Origin of the sequence: Rhizobium sp. CG4, from assembly GCF_023701965.1 — a bacterium.
Lineage (GTDB): Bacteria > Pseudomonadota > Alphaproteobacteria > Rhizobiales > Rhizobiaceae > Agrobacterium.
Genome location: NZ_JABAEG010000002.1, coordinates 461,866 through 479,341 on the forward strand (window position 1 = coordinate 461,866; position 17,476 = coordinate 479,341).

The 17,476-nt window shown below is 56.6% G+C and carries 20 protein-coding genes; 7 read left to right on the forward strand and 13 right to left on the reverse strand.

The window, feature by feature from the left end:
* Positions 1 to 46: 46 nt before the first annotated feature.
* The 3 genes from HGO37_RS07300 to gatB all read right to left on the reverse strand — a co-directional run bounded on the left by HGO37_RS07300 (position 47) and on the right by gatB (position 2,593).
* Positions 47 to 520, reverse strand: a complete 474-nt coding sequence (locus tag HGO37_RS07300; RefSeq protein ID WP_250982765.1) for a GNAT family N-acetyltransferase — start codon at positions 518 to 520, stop codon at positions 47 to 49.
* Positions 517 to 1,014, reverse strand: a complete 498-nt coding sequence (locus HGO37_RS07305; protein WP_192487602.1) for a GNAT family N-acetyltransferase — start codon at positions 1,012 to 1,014, stop codon at positions 517 to 519. The genes HGO37_RS07300 and HGO37_RS07305 overlap by 4 nt, the downstream gene beginning before the upstream one ends.
* Before the next feature lie 76 nt (positions 1,015 to 1,090).
* Positions 1,091 to 2,593: an Asp-tRNA(Asn)/Glu-tRNA(Gln) amidotransferase subunit GatB gene (gene gatB, locus HGO37_RS07310; RefSeq protein ID WP_250982766.1), complete on the reverse strand. Its 1,503-nt coding sequence runs from the start codon at positions 2,591 to 2,593 to the stop codon at positions 1,091 to 1,093.
* Between the two features lie 186 nt (positions 2,594 to 2,779).
* Between gatB and HGO37_RS07315 the strand changes: the two genes are divergently transcribed.
* Positions 2,780 to 3,355 carry a hypothetical protein gene (locus HGO37_RS07315; RefSeq protein WP_250982767.1) on the forward strand — a complete coding sequence of 192 codons (576 nt, stop codon included), beginning with the start codon at positions 2,780 to 2,782 and terminating at the stop codon, positions 3,353 to 3,355.
* Between the two features lie 21 nt (positions 3,356 to 3,376).
* Here the strand turns inward: HGO37_RS07315 and HGO37_RS07320 are convergent, their stop codons facing one another.
* On the reverse strand, positions 3,377 to 3,886 hold the full coding sequence (locus HGO37_RS07320) for a GNAT family N-acetyltransferase (protein ID WP_250982768.1): 510 nt from the start codon (positions 3,884 to 3,886) through the stop codon (positions 3,377 to 3,379).
* A 390-nt stretch (positions 3,887 to 4,276) separates the two neighbouring features.
* Here HGO37_RS07320 and HGO37_RS07325 point away from each other — a divergent pair, with 390 nt between their 5' ends.
* On the forward strand, positions 4,277 to 4,534 hold the full coding sequence (locus tag HGO37_RS07325; RefSeq protein WP_250982769.1) for a YjhX family toxin: 258 nt from the start codon (positions 4,277 to 4,279) through the stop codon (positions 4,532 to 4,534).
* 47 nt (positions 4,535 to 4,581) lie between these two features.
* On the opposite strand, the gene HGO37_RS07330 is transcribed toward HGO37_RS07325, so the two are convergent.
* The 4 genes from HGO37_RS07330 to HGO37_RS07345 form a co-directional block, all read right to left on the reverse strand.
* Positions 4,582 to 5,043 (reverse strand): GNAT family N-acetyltransferase, encoded by a 462-nt coding sequence (locus HGO37_RS07330; RefSeq protein WP_250982770.1) that lies wholly within the window; start codon positions 5,041 to 5,043, stop codon positions 4,582 to 4,584.
* Between the two features lie 20 nt (positions 5,044 to 5,063).
* On the reverse strand, positions 5,064 to 6,545 hold the full coding sequence (gatA, locus tag HGO37_RS07335; protein WP_250982771.1) for an Asp-tRNA(Asn)/Glu-tRNA(Gln) amidotransferase subunit GatA: 1,482 nt from the start codon (positions 6,543 to 6,545) through the stop codon (positions 5,064 to 5,066).
* A 118-nt stretch (positions 6,546 to 6,663) separates the two neighbouring features.
* Complete coding sequence (gene gatC, locus HGO37_RS07340; RefSeq protein WP_192487597.1) at positions 6,664 to 6,951, reverse strand: Asp-tRNA(Asn)/Glu-tRNA(Gln) amidotransferase subunit GatC; 288 nt, start codon at positions 6,949 to 6,951, stop codon at positions 6,664 to 6,666.
* A gap of 166 nt (positions 6,952 to 7,117) precedes the next feature.
* Positions 7,118 to 7,828 carry a metal-dependent hydrolase gene (locus tag HGO37_RS07345; protein WP_250982772.1) on the reverse strand — a complete coding sequence of 237 codons (711 nt, stop codon included), beginning with the start codon at positions 7,826 to 7,828 and terminating at the stop codon, positions 7,118 to 7,120.
* Positions 7,829 to 7,924: 96 nt separating this feature from the next.
* Here HGO37_RS07345 and ruvX point away from each other — a divergent pair, with 96 nt between their 5' ends.
* Positions 7,925 to 8,419: a Holliday junction resolvase RuvX gene (gene ruvX, locus HGO37_RS07350; RefSeq protein WP_250982773.1), complete on the forward strand. Its 495-nt coding sequence runs from the start codon at positions 7,925 to 7,927 to the stop codon at positions 8,417 to 8,419.
* On the opposite strand, the gene HGO37_RS07355 is transcribed toward ruvX, so the two are convergent.
* The 5 genes from HGO37_RS07355 to HGO37_RS07375 form a co-directional block, all read right to left on the reverse strand.
* A complete protein-coding gene (locus HGO37_RS07355) occupies positions 8,356 to 8,691 on the reverse strand; it encodes a DUF6105 family protein (protein WP_192487594.1) in 336 nt (111 codons plus the stop codon). The genes ruvX and HGO37_RS07355 overlap by 64 nt on opposite strands.
* A 379-nt stretch (positions 8,692 to 9,070) precedes the next feature.
* Positions 9,071 to 9,706, reverse strand: coding sequence for a TetR/AcrR family transcriptional regulator (locus tag HGO37_RS07360; protein ID WP_192487887.1), 636 nt, complete (start codon positions 9,704 to 9,706; stop codon positions 9,071 to 9,073).
* Between the two features lie 176 nt (positions 9,707 to 9,882).
* Entirely contained in the window at positions 9,883 to 10,485 is a 603-nt protein-coding gene (locus tag HGO37_RS07365; protein WP_250982774.1) for an AAA family ATPase, read from the reverse strand.
* 12 nt (positions 10,486 to 10,497) lie between these two features.
* Complete coding sequence (locus HGO37_RS07370) at positions 10,498 to 12,150, reverse strand: acyl-CoA dehydrogenase family protein (RefSeq protein WP_250982775.1); 1,653 nt, start codon at positions 12,148 to 12,150, stop codon at positions 10,498 to 10,500.
* Positions 12,151 to 12,274: 124 nt separating this feature from the next.
* Entirely contained in the window at positions 12,275 to 12,853 is a 579-nt protein-coding gene (locus HGO37_RS07375; protein WP_250982776.1) for a LysE family translocator, read from the reverse strand.
* 299 nt (positions 12,854 to 13,152) lie between these two features.
* Here HGO37_RS07375 and HGO37_RS07380 point away from each other — a divergent pair, with 299 nt between their 5' ends.
* The 4 genes from HGO37_RS07380 to dprA all read left to right on the forward strand — a co-directional run bounded on the left by HGO37_RS07380 (position 13,153) and on the right by dprA (position 17,284).
* Positions 13,153 to 14,094 carry an aspartate carbamoyltransferase catalytic subunit gene (locus HGO37_RS07380; RefSeq protein WP_192487590.1) on the forward strand — a complete coding sequence of 314 codons (942 nt, stop codon included), beginning with the start codon at positions 13,153 to 13,155 and terminating at the stop codon, positions 14,092 to 14,094.
* Positions 14,091 to 15,380, forward strand: coding sequence for a dihydroorotase (locus HGO37_RS07385; RefSeq protein ID WP_250982777.1), 1,290 nt, complete (start codon positions 14,091 to 14,093; stop codon positions 15,378 to 15,380). The genes HGO37_RS07380 and HGO37_RS07385 overlap by 4 nt, the downstream gene beginning before the upstream one ends.
* A gap of 112 nt (positions 15,381 to 15,492) precedes the next feature.
* On the forward strand, positions 15,493 to 16,110 hold the full coding sequence (plsY, locus tag HGO37_RS07390; protein WP_250982778.1) for a glycerol-3-phosphate 1-O-acyltransferase PlsY: 618 nt from the start codon (positions 15,493 to 15,495) through the stop codon (positions 16,108 to 16,110).
* 31 nt (positions 16,111 to 16,141) lie between these two features.
* A complete protein-coding gene (gene dprA / locus HGO37_RS07395) occupies positions 16,142 to 17,284 on the forward strand; it encodes a DNA-processing protein DprA (RefSeq protein ID WP_250982779.1) in 1,143 nt (380 codons plus the stop codon).
* Positions 17,285 to 17,476 lie beyond the last annotated feature (192 nt).

The window sequence follows — 17,476 nt, forward strand, 5'->3', positions numbered from 1 at the left end:
TGCCGCCATGCGGCGCGATTGTCCAGTATTTCCAATCATCACAATGTTATTTCAGCTTCATTCTGAAGCCGAAATGTCGCCGCTCGAAGCCAAGCCGTTCGTAAAAGCGATGCGCGTCCAGCCTGGCCACGTTCGAAACGAGCTGCACCGTGCCGATATCCAGCTTTCTTGCCTTGTCGATGCAGTAATCGACCATGATGGCGCCAATACCCTGCCCGCGCATGTCAGACCGCGTCTGCACGGCTTCCATGGCCATGGAAACCGATCCACGGCCGACCAGCTTGTTGAGAATGACCGTCTGGAACGTACCAACGATTTCGCCTTCCAACTCCACCACATAGAGGCTTTCATTGGGAGATGCGGCAATGGCATCAAAGGCCCTGCTGTAATCAGCAAGCGCCTCCGGGTCGGTCGTGTCGCCGTGCGAGCCAACCTCGTCAGCGGCGTAAATGGCGGCAAGCGCTGGAATATCACGCTCCTGCGCCTCGCGAATCGTCAGTTGTTCGGCCGAGATCTTCATCTGCGCAGGCTCTTTTCCATGACAATGCCCGGCAAACCGTCAACGCCGGCCATACGATCGATTTCATCGACCTCGACAAAACCAACACCTTGATAGAAGGCAATCGCGGGCTTGTTGTTGGGATCGACCTCTAGGCGCATGATTTCCGCGTCGGGAAAGCAGGTTTCCAGTTCGGCAAAAATGTCCCGGCCAACGCCCTGGCGCTGGAATTCCGGCGCAACATAAAGCTGATACAACAATGCCGTCTTGGTCATCTTGGTGGACATGGCAGCATATCCCATGCCGCCCAGACGCTTGCCGTCATCCGCAACCAGAAACTCCCCGCCCTTTTTCTCGATGCGCTCCTTGATGGCCTGTGGCGAATGCCAGCTGGCAATCATCTGCGTGACCTTGTCCTTACCGTAGAGCGGGTCATAGGTAGCGTGCCATGTCTGGGCCAGCAATGTGCGAACTTTCTCAATATCGCGCTCACTCGCGGTGCGAACGAAAAACATGATAAAATTCCTTTTTCTAAAAAAGAAAAGGCCGGGCACCTTTTCCGGTCCCGGCCCCATCTCTGTCAAAACGACCTTATTCTTCTATGCCCAGCTTGGCCTTGACCAGAGCCTGGACGGCCTGTGGGTTGGCCTTGCCGCCGGTAGACTTCATAACCTGACCAACAAACCAGCCGGCAAGGGTTGGCTTTGCCTTGACCTTCTCGACCTGATCCGGGTTGGCGGCGATGATTTCATCGACAGCCTTTTCGATGGCGCCGGTGTCTGTCACCTGCTTCATGCCACGGCTTTCAACGATCTCTGCCGGGTTGCCGCCTTCGTTCCAGACGATTTCGAACAGGTCCTTGGCGATCTTGCCGGAAATGGTTTCTGCCTTGATGAGGTCAATGATGCCACCGAGCTGATCGGCAGAAACAGGAGTCTCTTCAATGCCTTTGCTGGCTTTGTTCAAGGCGCCCAGCAAGTCGTTGATAACCCAGTTCGCAGCCAGCTTGGCATCGCGACCAGCCGCAACGGCTTCATAATAATCGGCAATTGCCTTTTCAGACGCCAGAATGGACGCGTCATAAACCGACAGGCCGAGTTCGCTGACAAAACGCTCTTTCTTGTCGTCAGGCAGTTCCGGCAGGTCAGCCTTCAGGCTTTCAATGAAAGCGTCATCGAATTCCAGCGGCAGCAGGTCTGGATCAGGGAAATAACGGTAGTCATGCGCATCTTCCTTGGAGCGCATCGAGCGGGTTTCGCCCTTGACCGGATCGAACAGGCGAGTTTCCTGATCGATCGAACCGCCATCTTCGAGAATGCCGATCTGACGACGGGCTTCGGATTCGATGGCCTGACCGATGAAACGGATGGAGTTGACGTTCTTGATTTCGCAACGTGTGCCAAACTCGCCGCCCGGCTTGCGCACGGAGACGTTGACGTCAGCGCGCATCGAGCCTTCGTCCATGTTACCATCGCAGGTGCCAAGGTAACGCACGATGGCGCGCAGCTTGGTCATGTAGGCCTTGGCTTCATCGGCGGAGCGCATGTCAGGCTTGGAGACGATTTCCATCAGGGCAACGCCCGAACGGTTAAGGTCAACAAACGACATTGTCGGGTGCTGGTCATGCATCGACTTGCCGGCATCCTGTTCCAGATGCAGACGCTCGATACCGATTTCAATATCTTCAAAATTGCCCTGACGGTCCGGTCCGAGCGAGATGATGATCTTGCCCTCGCCGACAATCGGGTCCTTGAACTGCGAAATCTGGTAGCCCTGCGGCAAATCCGGATAGAAATAGTTCTTGCGGTCAAAGATCGAACGCTTGTTGATCTGGGCCTTAAGGCCAAGACCTGTACGAACGGCCTGTGCGACACATTCCTGGTTAATGACCGGCAACATGCCTGGCATGGCAGCATCAACCAGCGACACGTTGGCGTTCGGCGCATTGCCGAACGACGTGGATGCGCCGGAGAACAGTTTCGAATTGGACAAAACCTGTGCGTGGACTTCCATTCCGATTACAATTTCCCAATCGCCGGTAGCACCGGGAATGAAGCGTTTCGGATCTGGTGTGCGCACATCTACAAGGGTCATATCAAGCTCGCGGGATACATTCTTTTCTGTTTGTGGGGTAAAACAAATGTGCTGCATGCGCAAGACTTGTCGCGCTGTTGAAGCCGGGACAAGTTGCCTTGTCACACAATTGGAAAATATATTGGGTATCGCACCATACTCTATCGGTTCCGTCAGCGTTTTGCGCCTCACACAGAGATCATCGCCATGAACAAAACTTCCCTCTTTTACGGATCACTCGCAGCCAGCCTCTTTTTTGCCGGCATGGCGCCTGCCCAGGATGCACCGGTCAAGGATCAGGTTGCCCTTATGACCGACGCCAAGGCACAGAAGCTGACGGGCATTGCCCGCAAGACCAAGGACGTCGATGCCCGCCCCGCAGTGGCGGGAGAGGTTATCGTCACCATCATCAAGGGTGAAGGTGTCGAAACCAAATCCAAACCGGCAGAAGCCGGTGACTGGGTTGTTCGCAACCGTTGCCCGGAAACCGGCAACGAGGAGATACTGGTCAAGGCCGCCAAGTTTCCACAGCGTTATGGCGAGGCGCAATCACCGGCCGATGCGCAGGGTTACAGCGCCTTCAAGCCGCTCGGCAGCGAGATGAACTATTTCATCGTGTCGGAGAAAACCGGCGCCTTTACCTTCACCGCGCCTTGGGGTGAAAGCATGGTTGCCAAGCCGGGCGATGCCATTGTGCAGGTGCCGTCAGACGAAAAGGACACCTACCGGATCGCCGCCAGCTCGTTCAAATGCACCTATGAGATCGTGTCGCCTGCCCCATAATTCGGGCGGCTGTGCAACACCTCAAAATCCGGGGCCGTAGGTATCCTTCGGCTCCTCGACCAACTGCTTGCTCAAGCCGATGGATTGCACGTCGCGGTCCAGCTTCGGCGCATAGGTCACGGTCAACCAGTTCACGCTGTAGCCATGCTTCTGGAAAAAAGCGATGGCCTGCTCGTTCTGGGCATGGCTTTCCACCCGCACCGATGTGAAGCCCTGCTCGATAATTTCCCGCTCGACATCGGCAAGCAGCAGTGCCCCCACGCCTTTGCGCTGATATTCCGGCCCGATCCAGAAATCGCTGATCTTGTCATCGAAGTGTTCGCGGGCCGCCCAGCCGACAATTTCGCCATCCAGTTCCGCGACCGTAATGCTCAGCCACGAGGACAGCGTGAAATTTTCAAAGGCAGATCGGGCGTTTTCACTGAGCGCTTTGGTAACGCCAATCGGCGCCATGGCCATTTCCCAGGCCCGCAACCCCAGGGCTGCAAGTGATGCCGCTTCGTCTTCCCGCGCATTGCGTATGCTGACCAAATGCTACCTCCGATCGTCCGGTTGCAGTAGACCATTCATTCCCGCATTTGACCAGTACAAGCTTTCGCCAAGCTCTTCATTCAACATGTATATTTGAGAGTTGTCTCATTTACCGCCGTGGCCGTGTTCTGTGGCCATGCGAACACAGCAACACGGATTGAAACAGGATGCGCACAACACGAGAATCACCTGGACTTGACCTTGGCGGCCCTGCTCGCTAACCAGAAAATGTAACGAAGGAGCCTTTATGTTCTCTCAATCGGAGTCCCGGTAACGGCCCTGCCCGCAAGTATCTTGCGCGCCGGGCCCAAATGAAACCGAGCCGGATGCTTTTGTGGCACCCGGGTGTGTTTTCATGCGTCCTTGAGGACGCCGACCGGATTTCCGAAAATGGACATTTCACGCGCCGAACAGCGCATCCTTCACCTGCTCGCGCAAGGCGGCAGAATAGAACTCGTTCGAGACGACAATCGCAAAATCGAAAAGCTGAGCCTTTACACCCGTGACGGCTGGGTTTTCAGCGGCCTCAACCTCGAGACCTTCCGCAAGCTGAAACACAAGCGGGCCATCGCGTCTGCCAGTGGCAAGCCCTATCGCATCACCACACGCGGGCTGGAACTGGTACGCGGTGAACTCGACAACAGGTAAATGGCTGTGCCGGGCAGTAGCATTGCTGCCCGGTGCATCTCCGCAGATTAGAGCACCTGTTCCAACCGCACCTTTTGCAGTTCCACTTTCATGCTGTCAGACCATTGCTGGCCCTGCCAGACGATACGAAAACCGCACCTTTCGTAAAGGCGGATTGCTGAGACGTTTTTGGCATGGGTGCTGATCGTCACTGTCCCGATGCCGGCTGCGCGCATCTTCTGCAGAAAATGCTCAACCAGTGCCCGACCGAAGCCACGCCCCTGCCATTCGGGGCCCACCCAAAGGTCAGAAATGTGGTTGGGCTCACCATCACGCGCACCCCAGCCGGCAATCTCACCGTCGATCTCGACCACTGCGATATCGCTGGTTGATGTAGCGGCAAATTGCGCAAATTCGCCCTGGACACGCTCAATGACTGATGGATCGAGATAGACATCCTCGAATGCATTGCTGGATTGCCATGCCCGAAAACCAACAAGGCCGACCGCTTCACGGTCAGCCTCGTTCATAGCGCGAATGTAAAAGGTGCTTACCACCACTTGGCAGGCGTGAACTTGCCTGCCGCCTGTTCAATGGCATGAGCTGTCTTGAACAGCGTTTCTTCCTCGAAAGGCTTGCCGATGAGCTGCAAACCAAGCGGCAGACCCTTGCCATCAAGACCGGCCGGAACCGAAAGACCCGGCAGGCCAGCCATGTTGACCGTAATGGTGAACACGTCCTGCAGGTACATCTTGACTGGATCCGATGCCAGTTCCTCATCACCAATGGCGAATGCAGACGACGGGGTGATTGGCGCCAGGATGGCATCAACACCTTCATGGAAGACGTTTTCGAAGTCACGCTTGATCAGCGTGCGAACCTTCTGCGCCTTCAGGTAATAGGCATCGTAATAACCGGCCGACAGCACATAGGTGCCAACCATGATACGACGCTGAACTTCCTTGCCGAAACCGGCAGCGCGGGAGTTCTGGTACATTTCGGCAATGTTGCCACCGTCAACGCGCAGGCCGTAACGAACGCCGTCATAACGAGCAAGGTTGGAAGAGGCTTCGGCAGGTGCGACGATATAATAGGCTGGCAGAGCGTATTTGGTGTGCGGCAGGGAGATGTTGACGATCTCGGCGCCCGCATCCTTCAGCCACTCGATACCCTGTGCCCAGAGCTTTTCGATTTCTTCCGGCATGCCATCGATGCGGTACTCCTTTGGAATACCGATCTTGAGGCCCTTCAGCGACTGGCCAATGGCCTTTTCATAGTCCGGCACCGGCAGATCAACCGACGTTGTATCCTTTGTGTCTACGCTTGCCATGGTCTTCAACAGGATGGCTGCGTCGCGCACGTCGCGGGCAATCGGACCGGCCTGATCGAGCGAGGATGCATAGGCTGCGATACCCCAGCGCGAGCAACGGCCGTAGGTTGGCTTGATGCCGACTGTGCCGGTGAAGGCAGCAGGCTGACGGATGGAGCCACCAGTATCGGTTGCGGTTGCACCGGCGCACAGATGTGCAGCAACGGCAGCGGCCGAACCACCGGACGAACCGCCGGGCACCAAGTTCTGGTCAGAACCATTGGCGCGCCATGGGTTGATGGCCGGACCGTAATAAGAGCTTTCGTTGGAAGAGCCCATTGCGAACTCGTCCATGTTCAGCTTGCCCAGCAGAACCGCACCGGCGTCCCACAGGTTCTGCGTGACTGTCGATTCGTACTTTGGCTTGAAGCCATCGAGAATGTGCGAGCAGGCCTGCGTGTGGATATCGCGCGTGGCGAACAGGTCCTTGACGCCAAGCGGAATACCTTCGAGCGCACCGCCCTTGCCGGCTGCCAACTTCTCATCAGACGCTTTTGCCATCTCACGTGCCTTTTCAGGCGTGGTGGCGACATAGGTGTTCAGCTTTTCATTGGCAGCATCAATAGCCGCAAGATAGGCGTCCGTCAGTTCGACGGCGGTAATGTCCTTCGCCTGCAGTTTCTCGCGTGCTTCGGCAATGGTGAGGCTGGTCAGTTCGGTCATATCGGCAACGGCTTTCGAATTTTAGAAAATCGGACTGGCAAATTCGGTTATCAAGTTCCTATCTGGCACTGGCATTTGCGAAACTGCGTCACGCGTTTCGCGCCAGTATATCCAAGGCTTACTCGACGACCTTTGGAACCATGAAGAAGTTCCGTTCGGACACCGGCGCATTGGCCACAATGTCTTCCGCCTTGTTGCCATCAGTCACGGCATCGGCACGCTTGCGCATCTCCATCGGCGTAACTGACGTCATTGGCTCAACGCCATCGACATTCACTTCCGAGAGCTGCTCCACAAAGCCAAGGATGCCATTCAGCTGGCCCAGCATCTGGTTTGCTTCGTCTTCGGTGACGGCAATACGGGCAAGTTGCGCAACGCGTTTTACGGTGGCGAGATCGACGGACATGTTTCTTCTCCGATGGAATATCCAGAGCCGGTAACCGCCCTTTCGGGAGCTGTGACCGGCCCTTTCGTGTTCTTGTGCTGTTTCCAGCAAAAACCGGCGGCCGGTTTTCCTGAAACTGCTTCACTTCGCTATAATGTTCATGCCCGTCATTCGCAACGGTAGAATATCAGAACGTGATGCTTGCCCCGGCTTTCGGCGTTTCAACCGTGGACTGGGCGCCTTCCATGCCAGCGACGAACTTTTCCGGTGTCTGATCGACAACCGGGAACGAGCCATAGTGGCAAGGCACGACATAACGGAAGTTGAAATAGCGCTGGCAGGCAAGCGCTGCAACCGCACCACCCATGGTGAAGCGGTCACCGATCGGCACCAGACCAACTTCAGGCTGGTGCAGCTCGTTGATCAGCGCCATGTCGGAGAAGATATCCGTGTCGCCCATGTGGTAGACAGTTGGACCGTCTTCGAAATGCAGCATCAGGCCGTTGGCATTGCCCAGTGCGTGCGAAACGCCGTCTTCGGTGATCTGTGCGGAAGAATGCAGTGCATTGGTGAAGGTGGCGGAAAAGCCGAACTTTTCGAACGCGACGGTACCGCCGGTGTTGCCGACTTCGATCTTTTCAACACCCTTGGTGCCAAGCCATGCACCGAGATCGGCATTGGCCAGAACCGTGGCACCCGTCTCCTGCGCCAAGCGCACCGTATCGCCAACATGGTCACCGTGACCGTGAGTCAAAAGGATATGGGTGATACCGCTTGCCACATCCTTGGCGTCTTGGCCGGTGAAGGATGGGTTACCCGTCAGGAACGGATCGATGAGAATTTTGGCATTTCCGGTTTCAAGACGGAAAGCGGAGTGACCAAGCCATGTCAGTTTCATCGTGTATCTCCTGATTTCAATTCAGATTTTCGTTTCTGTTACGGTAGAAAATGTCATATGTCAGCAACGATAAACACATCATGACAGGGCAGAACCATGGCGAACATTACCATTGAGGAACTGGCGCAGGTTCTGAAACCGGGCCAGGCCATTGCAGGTCTCGACCTTGGCACAAAGACCATAGGCCTTGCCATGTCGGATCTTTCACGACGGTTTGCCACCCCTCGCCCGGTGATCAAACGGGTAAAGTTTACGCAGGATGCGCAGGTTTTGCTGAATTTCGCGGCGAAGGAAAAAGTTCTGGCCTTTGTTATAGGCCTGCCGATGAACATGGACGGTTCTGCGGGACCACGTGTTCAGGCAACCCGCGCCTTCGTGCGCTCAATGGGTGAAAAAACCGACCTGCCCTTTGTCTATTGGGACGAGCGTCTTTCAACGGTTGCGGCAGAACGTGCGCTTTTGGAAATGGATGTTTCCCGTGCCAAGCGGGCCGAACGCATCGATTCGGCCGCCGCCAGCTTTATTCTTCAAGGCGCTCTGGACAGATTGTCGGCACTTGGCAGGACGATCTCGCTGCCATCTGAAGACTGAGCATTTCCCCGCCACCATTTGGCAATGGCCTTGCGCTTGCGAAAGCCCATGATCGCAAACACGATCAGGCTGTCGACCACGATGGCGCGTGCCACCAATGGCGGAATTGTCTCGGGCGGAATGCCGAGAATATTTCCATAGATATTGAACACCAACTCATGCGCTTCACGCGTCAGCATGAAGATGCCGAAGCTCATGTCGTAGTATGACAGACCGTACCAGCTACCCAGAAGCGTGATTGGCCCGGCCCACAAAATCAGAAACCACTTCATGCCGCCTGCTCCTGATTAAACACACCGTAAGGCAGACCGGACACGACGATCCATCTGGCGAAGGCCATTATACACAGGTTCACAGTCGGAGCATAAATGTCCAACGGCAAGAATGCAAAAAACGTCATCATGACGCACAAGGATATCCAACGGTACACGGCGGTTCCTCTGCATGCGCTCAACCGGCGCATGGTTAACAAATCATTAACGTAATGTGGACCTGCAGAATTGATGGCGCAAACACAACATGAAAACATGGTTAACGAGAGCCGTCCAACTGTGGAAAACTTTCCGTCCGCCAAAACAACAAAAACCCGTCGGATAAGTTCCGACGGGTTTGTATTTTGATTCACTTATATACCTTGATAGATAGGCGATCTCAGCCGTAAACGCCCCTCACCAGTCGCTTGACAGCGGTTTCGATTTTTTCCCAGTCTTTCGACGTCTTCATCGGCACGCCGGCAAACTGGCCGCTGGTGGCAGCGGAAATAACGATGTGCTGGATTGCCCCGAACAGGACGGCGTTCACGGCGGCGGTATCAACACCCTTGGGTGCAGCCAGCGATCCCTTCATGCGTTCCAGCCACTTGGCTAACGACTTGGCACGGGCTTCCGCCAGACGGGTCACCTGCGGGGAACTGTCAGACACTTCCCAGGCAACGATCTTGCAGACCAGCGGGTCTTCCCGCAACGCATCCATGAAATAAAGCGCCAGCTTTTCCATCAGGTCGCCATAGGTCAACAGAAACATGCCGCCAGTGTCTTCGGGAATGCGGTCCTTGACCCAAGAGCCCAGGTCTTCGCCAATCGCATCGACCAGACCTTCAAGCCCGCCAAAATAACGATAGATCAACTGCTTGTCGCAGCCAGCACGGCGCGCAACGGCGTTGATGCCGAAGCCCTGAAAGCCCTCCTCTGCCAGCAAAGCTTTTGCTGCATTGAAGATGATCTTTTCCGTCGCGGCGCGATCCTTGATGCGCGGGGCCGGTTTTGTTTCAAGTATCGATTCGAGCAAGGCGTCTAACTGTCTGTTGTTGTTGCCGGAAAACAGAAAAAAACTTTCAACGCGGTGCGCCGTTATCAGCGCGCTGCGTCATCAATCTGATTCATGCGACCTGTCTGTTGTCATGTTTTGTCGCCTGTCTTTGCCCATGGTGTGTTTCACCACCGGGAGACATGCTGTTAGCCGGATTACTGCATAGAATCGCGATTGGAAATTGTTTTCAGCAGAAAATCCGCACGATCCTCAACATTTGTTTTGGGAATCGTTACAACGCGATAGCCATAATCGCTGTAACTTTGAATCAAGGCTTCGTAACTGGCCACAGCATCGTCAAAACCATGCTGTCGTTCGCTGTCCGTCTGGTAGATTTCCCGCCATGGCGGAACGGCAAATACCGTCTCGTTATACCTGAATCTGCGGGCCGCCGTTTCAAACCACGGTTTTGGTTCGAGACCGGCATGGGCCGCGCCACTGATCTGATCGATAATACCGCGATCAAAAAACGTCACGCCGGGACGTTTGGCTGCCTCGATCATGAAATTGATGGAACGTGAAATCGTCAGATCGATGAAAGCCGACAGGTTTTGCCAAGGCAGCGCATCGCCGCCAATATAGAGTTGTTCCTTGACCAGTTGGCGGCCGGGCTCCTCGCAGGCGTCAAAACCGCGTTTTGCCAGTTCCGACAACAACGAGGACTTTCCGCCGCCAGAGCAGCCGGTCAGGATGATGAAACGCGCAGACTGCCCCTCAACCAGCGCAGGATCATAGATGTTCTCGATCAAGGCTGTCATGGGCAGTCGGCTTTATGAAACAGGCGGATAAAGAAGGTCGACGATGTATGAGGCGTCGAAGCGCGAATCCAGCATGCCATAGGTCGAGCGCCAGCCACCCGCCAGACGGGTTTCCAGGAAGGCATCGGCGATGCGCCCTGCCCCCAGTCGGCACAGTTCGGCAGCGGCTGCGGCCAGTGCCAACTGTTCGATCAGCAGGCGGGCAGCACCCTCATCACGCTCGCACAGCGCAATGGCGGCACGCAGAACTTCGGTGGTCTTCTTGCCAGATGGCCCAAGGTCACGTTCAAGAACGCTGAACACCAATTCGAACAGATCCTTGCCGCGTTCCAGCACCCGCAGGACATCCAGCGCCATGACGTTGCCGGAGCCTTCCCAGATGGCATTCACAGGGGCTTCACGGTAATGACGGGCAATTGGGCGCTCTTCGACGTAACCATTGCCACCCAGGCATTCCATGGATTCGTAGATCAAGGCAGGCGCGATCTTGCAGCACCAGTATTTGACGGCTGGCGTCATGACGCGCGCATAAGCGGCTTCGGCCGGATTGTTACGCGCATTGTCAAAGGCAGACGCCAGACGGAAAGACAGCGCCGTGGCAGCGGCCACATCCAGCGCCATATCGGCCAGAACACGGGTCATGATCGGCTGGCTGATCAGGTTTTTGCCAAACACCTGACGACCACGGGTATAATGCACCGCTTCCGCCAGCGAGGCGCGCATGATACCAGCCGATGCCAGCGCGCAATCAAGCCGTGTCAGCGTGACCATGTCGAGAATGGTGCGAATGCCGGTACCCGGATCACCCAGAATGTACCCGAAGGCATCGGTGAATTCGACTTCGGCCGACGCGTTGGAACGATTGCCGAGCTTGTCCTTCAGGCGCTGCAGGCGCAGTCCGTTGGACGAACCATCTTCGAGAATGCGCGGCACCAGGAAGCACCCCATGCCATCGCCCATCTGCGCCAGCATGACGAAACCATCACTCATCGGCGCTGACAGGAACCACTTGTGGCCGGACAGACGATAGATACCCTCGCCCACCCGTTCAGCACTGGTGCGGTTGGCACGCACATCGGTGCCACCCTGCTTTTCCGTCATGCCCATGCCGACGGTGACGGCAGTTTTCTGCATGGCCGGCTTGTTGGTCGAATCATATTTGCGCGACAGGATTTTCGGCGCCCACTCCTTCTGCACGCGTGGCGATGCCATGAGAGCGGCCACCGAGGCGCTGGTCATGGTCAACGGGCACAGATGGCCGGCTTCAAGCTGCGCTGTCAGATAAAACCGCGTGGCACGTGCCTTATGCTCGTTGCCGCGGGTATCGGGATTGGTTTCCCAGGCGCTGGAATGCAGGCCCGATGCCATGGAACGGCGCATCAACGCATGCCATGCCGGATGAAACTCAACCTGATCCAGGCGCTCGCCACGCGGACCATGGGTGCGCAACTGCGGCACGCCCTGATTTGCCATGCGGGCAAGTTCCTGCGCCTCAGGCGAGGTAACGTAGCGTCCAAGCTGGTCGAATTCGTCACGCAACGGGCGCGCCAGATCCGATGTCAGGTCAACGATAAGAGGGTCCGAGCGATAGGCATTGATTCCCGCCCATGGGGCAGGTTGATTCAATTCGGCGAGCGCTTCTTCTGTCCGGGAATTCTGAGTCATGAATTGCTTCTAGCTGAGTTTTTTCCAAATTGCATGGGGGTCATATTGGATAATGCCACCCATCAGAAGCTGTCGTGGCAATTCCATTCCCCCATGTGCAACTTTCTCTGCCTTGCAACCAGCCTTACAAAATACCGAAGACATTTCCGGCAAGGCCAAGCGACAGCACCATCAGAAATACCGAGGCAATGCAGCGTACCAGCCGTGGCGAATGTTCGCTGGCGCCGCGTATCAAGAAGGAACCGGCCGACAACCAAACGAGTGCCACACAGATGATCAGCATGGAAAACATGGCGATATAGGGCAAAAGTTCCGCGACCGACCCCTGCGGCATTAAAACGAGTGCGATGATGATTGCCTTGGGGTTAAGGCATGTGGTGATGAAAACGCGGCGCACGGTGATGGCATGTGCGGTGGATGTCGACTGTGGCAATGTCCACAGGCGAATCGCCAGAAACGATACCCAGACCGCCGAACACAGCTTGATTGCCTGTGAAATGGCGGTGTGCGTGGCCAGAAACTCCGATACCAGCATGGTCAGGGGCACGACAACCAGCAGATAACCGCAGATTTCGCCCAGCATCAAAGGCAAGGATGCGCGCACCCCTCGCCCGGCGCCGGACAAGGCAAGAAGCGTATTTGTCGGGCCCGGTGTCAGCAACAGCGCAAGAATGGCAAATGCAAAGGCGGAATAGGACTGCATATCTATCGTTTCCAATTTACCCTGAACGGCCGTATTGACCGCTCAACCTGTACCGACACTGCCCATTTATCACGGTTCACGCCTTGATATAAAGCAAGTGGGGGAAACATCACCACGTTTTCACATTCATCCACCATCGGACGCTTGCCCCACGCCGATGCGTTCTCTATAGAGCGCAGGACCGAATTCCGCGGCACTCCACAGGCGTGTTCACAGCGAATGGGAGCGCACGGATACAGCATTCGGGCGTTCCGGGCATTTTCAAGGGAAGATGCGGCGCCCGTCAGGAGGCACACCGCATGGTCTTCTTCCCCCACCGCCATCTGCTTGGCATCAAGGGCCTTTCCCATCAGGATATCACCACTCTTCTCGACAAGGCCGATGAGGCTGTCAAAATCAGCCGTCAGCGCGAGAAAAAGACCACCACTCTGCGTGGTCTGACGCAGATCAACCTGTTCTTCGAAGCATCCACCCGCACACAGTCTTCTTTTGAACTGGCCGGAAAACGTCTGGGCGCGGATGTGATGAACATGTCGGTTGGCAACTCCTCCGTCAAAAAGGGTGAGACGCTGATCGATACGGCCATGACATTGAACGCCATGCGGCCGGACGTACTGGTGGTGCGCCACTCGTCGGCTGGTGCCGCCGCACTTCTCGCGCAAAAAGTGGCCTGCTCAGTGGTGAACGCCGGCGATGGCCAGCATGAACACCCGACTCAGGCACTTCTTGATGCACTGACGATCCGTCGCGCCAAGGGCCGTCTATCCGGCATTACGGTTGCGATTTGCGGTGACGTGCTGCATTCGCGCGTTGCCCGCTCCAACATCATTCTTCTCAATCAGATGGGTGCAAGGGTACGTGTGGTTGCACCGCCAACGCTTTTGCCATCCGGCATCGCCGACATGAGCGTGGAAGTGTACCACTCCATGGCGGAGGGTCTGAAAGGCGCCGACGTGGTGATGATGCTGCGTTTGCAGCGTGAGCGCATGGCCGGTTCCTTCGTGCCTTCGGTGCGCGAATATTTCCACTATTACGGACTGGATGCCGAAAAGCTGAAAGCCGCCAAGGAAGACGCGCTGGTCATGCACCCCGGCCCGATGAACCGTGGTGTCGAAATTGCCTCCGAAGTGGCCGATGGCCCACAGAGCGTGATCGAAAGCCAGGTGGAAATGGGCGTTGCCGTGCGCATGGCCGTCATGGAAACCCTGCTTCTTTCGCAAAATCAGGGAGAACGCGCATGAGCGTCGCAACCGTTCTCAAGAACGCCCGTATCATCGACCCGTCCCGCAATATCGATGAAACCGGCACGATCATCATCGACGCCGATGGCACGATCCTCGCCGCTGGCAAGGATGCGCAAAACCAGGGCACGCCTGAAGGTGCCACCGTCCGTGACGCCAAGGGTCTGCTTGCCGTTCCCGGTCTGGTCGATGCCCGCGTGTTTATTGGCGAACCCGGTGCAGAACACCGCGAAACCATCGAATCCGCTTCGCGTGCAGCGGCCGCCGGTGGCGTGACATCCTTCATCATGATGCCGGACACCGATCCTGTCATTGACGATATCGCGCTGGTCGAGTTCGTCAAAAAGATGGTGCGTGACAAGGCCATCGTGAACGTGCACCCGGCAGCGGCCCTGACAAAGGGGTTGAAGGGTGAGGAAATGACTGAGTTCGGCCTGTTGCAGGAAGCCGGTGCGGTTGCTTTCACCAATGGTCGCCACGCGCTGTCCGACACGCTGGTGTTACGCCGTGCCATGACCTATGCCCGTGAATTGGGCGCGGTGATCGCCCTTGAAACCCGCGACAAATATATCGGCAGTGGCGACATGAATGAGGGGCTTTTTGCAAGCTGGCTCGGCCTGTCCGGCGTGCCGAAAGAAGCCGAGATCATTCCGCTGGAGCGTGACCTGCGCATTGCCGGTCTGACCCGCGCCAACTACCACGCAGCCAAGATTTCCGTGCCGGAATCGGCAGAAGCGATCAAGGTTGCCAAGTCCCGTGGCGTCAAAGCCACCAGCGGCATTTCCATCAACCACCTGACACTCAACGAAAACGACATTGGCGAATACCGCACCTTCTTCAAGCTGCAGCCGCCATTGCGCGCCGAAGATGATCGCATGGCCATGGTTGAAGCGCTGAAGGATGGCACGATCGACATCATCGTGTCCTCGCATGACCCGCAGGACGTTGACACCAAGCGCCTGCCGTTTGGTGATGCGGCAAGCGGTGCCGTAGGTCTGGAGACCATGCTGGCGGCAGCACTTCGTCTGCACCACAGCGGCCATGTGCCATTGATGCGCCTGATCGATGCGCTGTCGACCCGTCCGGCACAGATTTTTGGTCTGGATGCCGGCACGCTCAAGCCGGGTGCCAAGGCGGATATCACGCTGATCGATCTCGACGAGCCATGGCTGGTTTCAAGGGACGCCCTGGTGTCGAAATCCAAAAACACACCGTTTGAAGATGCGCGGTTCAGCGGCCGGGCAGTTTCGACCTATGTGGCAGGCAGGCTGGTTTACAGCGCGTAGAGCACGGGCGTCTTTAAAGACACTACACAACAATGCTCTATATATAGAATGACGCATCGGCTTTCCGGAAATTGGGTCCGGTTCTCTAGCCGATGCGCATAAGGGGGACTGAATGAGTGAACTCATGACATTGCAAACGGCGCCTGCCCTTCTGGCGGCGGCTGCACTTCTCGGCTACCTGCTCGGTTCCATTCCGTTTGGCCTGCTTTTGACGCGCATGGCCGGATTGGGCGATGTGCGCAAGATCGGTTCCGGTAATATCGGCGCGACCAATGTTCTGCGCACCGGCAACAAGAAGCTGGCTGCCGCAACACTGTTGGGCGATGCGCTGAAAGGCACGGTTGCTGTGCTTCTCGCAGCCAAGCTCTGGGGTTATGAAGCCTCGCTGGTTGCTGGCTTTTTTGCCTTTATCGGTCACCTGTTCCCGGTTTGGCTGGGCTTCAAGGGCGGCAAGGGTGTTGCCACCTATATCGGCGTATTGCTGGGTGCTGACTGGCGCATTATGCTTGCCTTTGCACTGATATGGCTGCTGTGCGCCTTCACCACGCGTTATTCCTCGCTTTCCGCCTTGGTTGCAATGCTTGTCATTCCGGTTGCATTGTGGATACTGGGCCCGGAAAAGACGGCCCTGCTGGTGTCGTTGCTGAGCATCATTTCCTGGTGGAAACACCGCGAAAACATTGCCAGACTGATTGCCGGCACGGAAAGCAAGATAGGGAAAAAGGGCTGACAGCATGTGCGGCCCTAAGCGGGGGCGCGAAATGCCGGATGACGGTGCAAGACCGAGCGGCATGCCGCTTTCCGAAAAACAGAAAATTGCATGGCTGAGGCTTATCCGCAGCGAAAATATCGGCCCTGCAACCTTCCGCCAGTTGATCAATCATTTTGGCAGCGCCGAAAAGGCACTGGATGCCCTGCCCGATCTGTCGCGGCGGGGCGGCTCCACCCGTAACCTTCATATTACCACCTTGAACGAAGCTGAGCGCGAACTTGAAATCGCCCAGCGTTTTGGCGCGCGCTTCGTCGGCATTGGTGAGGCGGACTATCCGCCAGCCCTCAAGGAAATTGATGCTGCGCCGCCGCTGATTGCCATGAGAGGTGACGGCCGCACTGCAACTCGCCCCAGTATTGGCATTGTCGGTTCGCGCAACGCATCGATCAACGGTGTCAAATTTGCCGCGATGATGGCGCGCGATTGCGGGCGTGAAGGCTATACGATCGCATCCGGTCTGGCGCGCGGCATTGATGCGGCCGCTCACCGTGCCAGCCTTTCCACCGGCACAGTCGCCATGCTGGCCGGCGGACTGGACCGCCCCTATCCACCGGAAAACTTTTCGCTGCTGGATGAGATATATGCCAATGGCGGCGTGACCATCAGTGAAATGCCGTTTGGCTGGGAGCCACGTGCCCGCGACTTTCCACGCCGCAACCGATTGATTGCCGGTGTTTCGCTGGGCGTGATCATTGTCGAGGCGGCGCAGCGTTCCGGTTCTCTGATCACGGCCCGACTGGCTGGCGATTTCGGACGGCTGGTATTTGCGGTTCCCGGCTCACCGCTCGACACGCGCTGTCAGGGAACCAACGGCCTTATCAAGGACGGTGCGACGCTGATTACCGAAGCAAAAGACGTGCTGGATGCGATCTCGCCTCTGGTCGCGCCCGATCTGCCGCTGTTCAGCAACATCAGTGAACCGGCCCGACACCGCGACATAAGCGAGCCGCGCGACGATGACCGTTCGCTGGTTGCCAATGCGCTCGGCCCCTCGCCGGTCGAGATGGATGACATTATTCGCCACACAGGGCTGACGGCATCGGCCATCATGCTTGTGCTGTTGGAACTGGACATTGCCGGGCGCATCCAGCGCCATGCCGGGGGCAAGATATCGCTGATTTCCAATGGATGAAAACGGGCAAAAAACCATCTTCGATTGTAAAACGGCACCGGAATACCCACTCATACAATTTGTTTTACAGGACAGAAAATTGCGTTTCCCCCTTGACCCGGAGCAATTCCCTGTCCATGTCGAAAGACTTGAGAGCCGTGTGTCGGCAAAGGGCGCGGCAGGAATTATTGGCGGAACCTTGTCCAGAGAAAC

Bases quoted from the DNA above. Each gene is read 5' to 3' on its own strand.
- HGO37_RS07300 (WP_250982765.1), bottom strand. From the start codon at position 520: ATGAAGATCTCGGCCGAACAACTGACGATTCGCGAGGCGCAGGAGCGT.
- HGO37_RS07305 (WP_192487602.1), bottom strand. From the start codon at position 1,014: ATGTTTTTCGTTCGCACCGCGAGTGAGCGCGATATTGAGAAAGTTCGC.
- gatB (WP_250982766.1), bottom strand. From the start codon at position 2,593: ATGACCCTTGTAGATGTGCGCACACCAGATCCGAAACGCTTCATTCCC.
- HGO37_RS07315 (WP_250982767.1), top strand. From the start codon at position 2,780: ATGAACAAAACTTCCCTCTTTTACGGATCACTCGCAGCCAGCCTCTTT.
- HGO37_RS07325 (WP_250982769.1), top strand. From the start codon at position 4,277: ATGGACATTTCACGCGCCGAACAGCGCATCCTTCACCTGCTCGCGCAA.
- HGO37_RS07330 (WP_250982770.1), bottom strand. From the start codon at position 5,043: ATGAACGAGGCTGACCGTGAAGCGGTCGGCCTTGTTGGTTTTCGGGCA.
- gatA (WP_250982771.1), bottom strand. From the start codon at position 6,545: ATGACCGAACTGACCAGCCTCACCATTGCCGAAGCACGCGAGAAACTG.
- gatC (WP_192487597.1), bottom strand. From the start codon at position 6,951: ATGTCCGTCGATCTCGCCACCGTAAAACGCGTTGCGCAACTTGCCCGT.
- HGO37_RS07345 (WP_250982772.1), bottom strand. From the start codon at position 7,828: ATGAAACTGACATGGCTTGGTCACTCCGCTTTCCGTCTTGAAACCGGA.
- ruvX (WP_250982773.1), top strand. From the start codon at position 7,925: ATGGCGAACATTACCATTGAGGAACTGGCGCAGGTTCTGAAACCGGGC.
- HGO37_RS07355 (WP_192487594.1), bottom strand. From the start codon at position 8,691: ATGAAGTGGTTTCTGATTTTGTGGGCCGGGCCAATCACGCTTCTGGGT.
- HGO37_RS07365 (WP_250982774.1), bottom strand. From the start codon at position 10,485: ATGACAGCCTTGATCGAGAACATCTATGATCCTGCGCTGGTTGAGGGG.
- HGO37_RS07370 (WP_250982775.1), bottom strand. From the start codon at position 12,150: ATGACTCAGAATTCCCGGACAGAAGAAGCGCTCGCCGAATTGAATCAA.
- HGO37_RS07375 (WP_250982776.1), bottom strand. From the start codon at position 12,853: ATGCAGTCCTATTCCGCCTTTGCATTTGCCATTCTTGCGCTGTTGCTG.
- HGO37_RS07380 (WP_192487590.1), top strand. From the start codon at position 13,153: ATGGTCTTCTTCCCCCACCGCCATCTGCTTGGCATCAAGGGCCTTTCC.
- HGO37_RS07385 (WP_250982777.1), top strand. From the start codon at position 14,091: ATGAGCGTCGCAACCGTTCTCAAGAACGCCCGTATCATCGACCCGTCC.
- plsY (WP_250982778.1), top strand. From the start codon at position 15,493: ATGAGTGAACTCATGACATTGCAAACGGCGCCTGCCCTTCTGGCGGCG.
- dprA (WP_250982779.1), top strand. From the start codon at position 16,142: ATGCCGGATGACGGTGCAAGACCGAGCGGCATGCCGCTTTCCGAAAAA.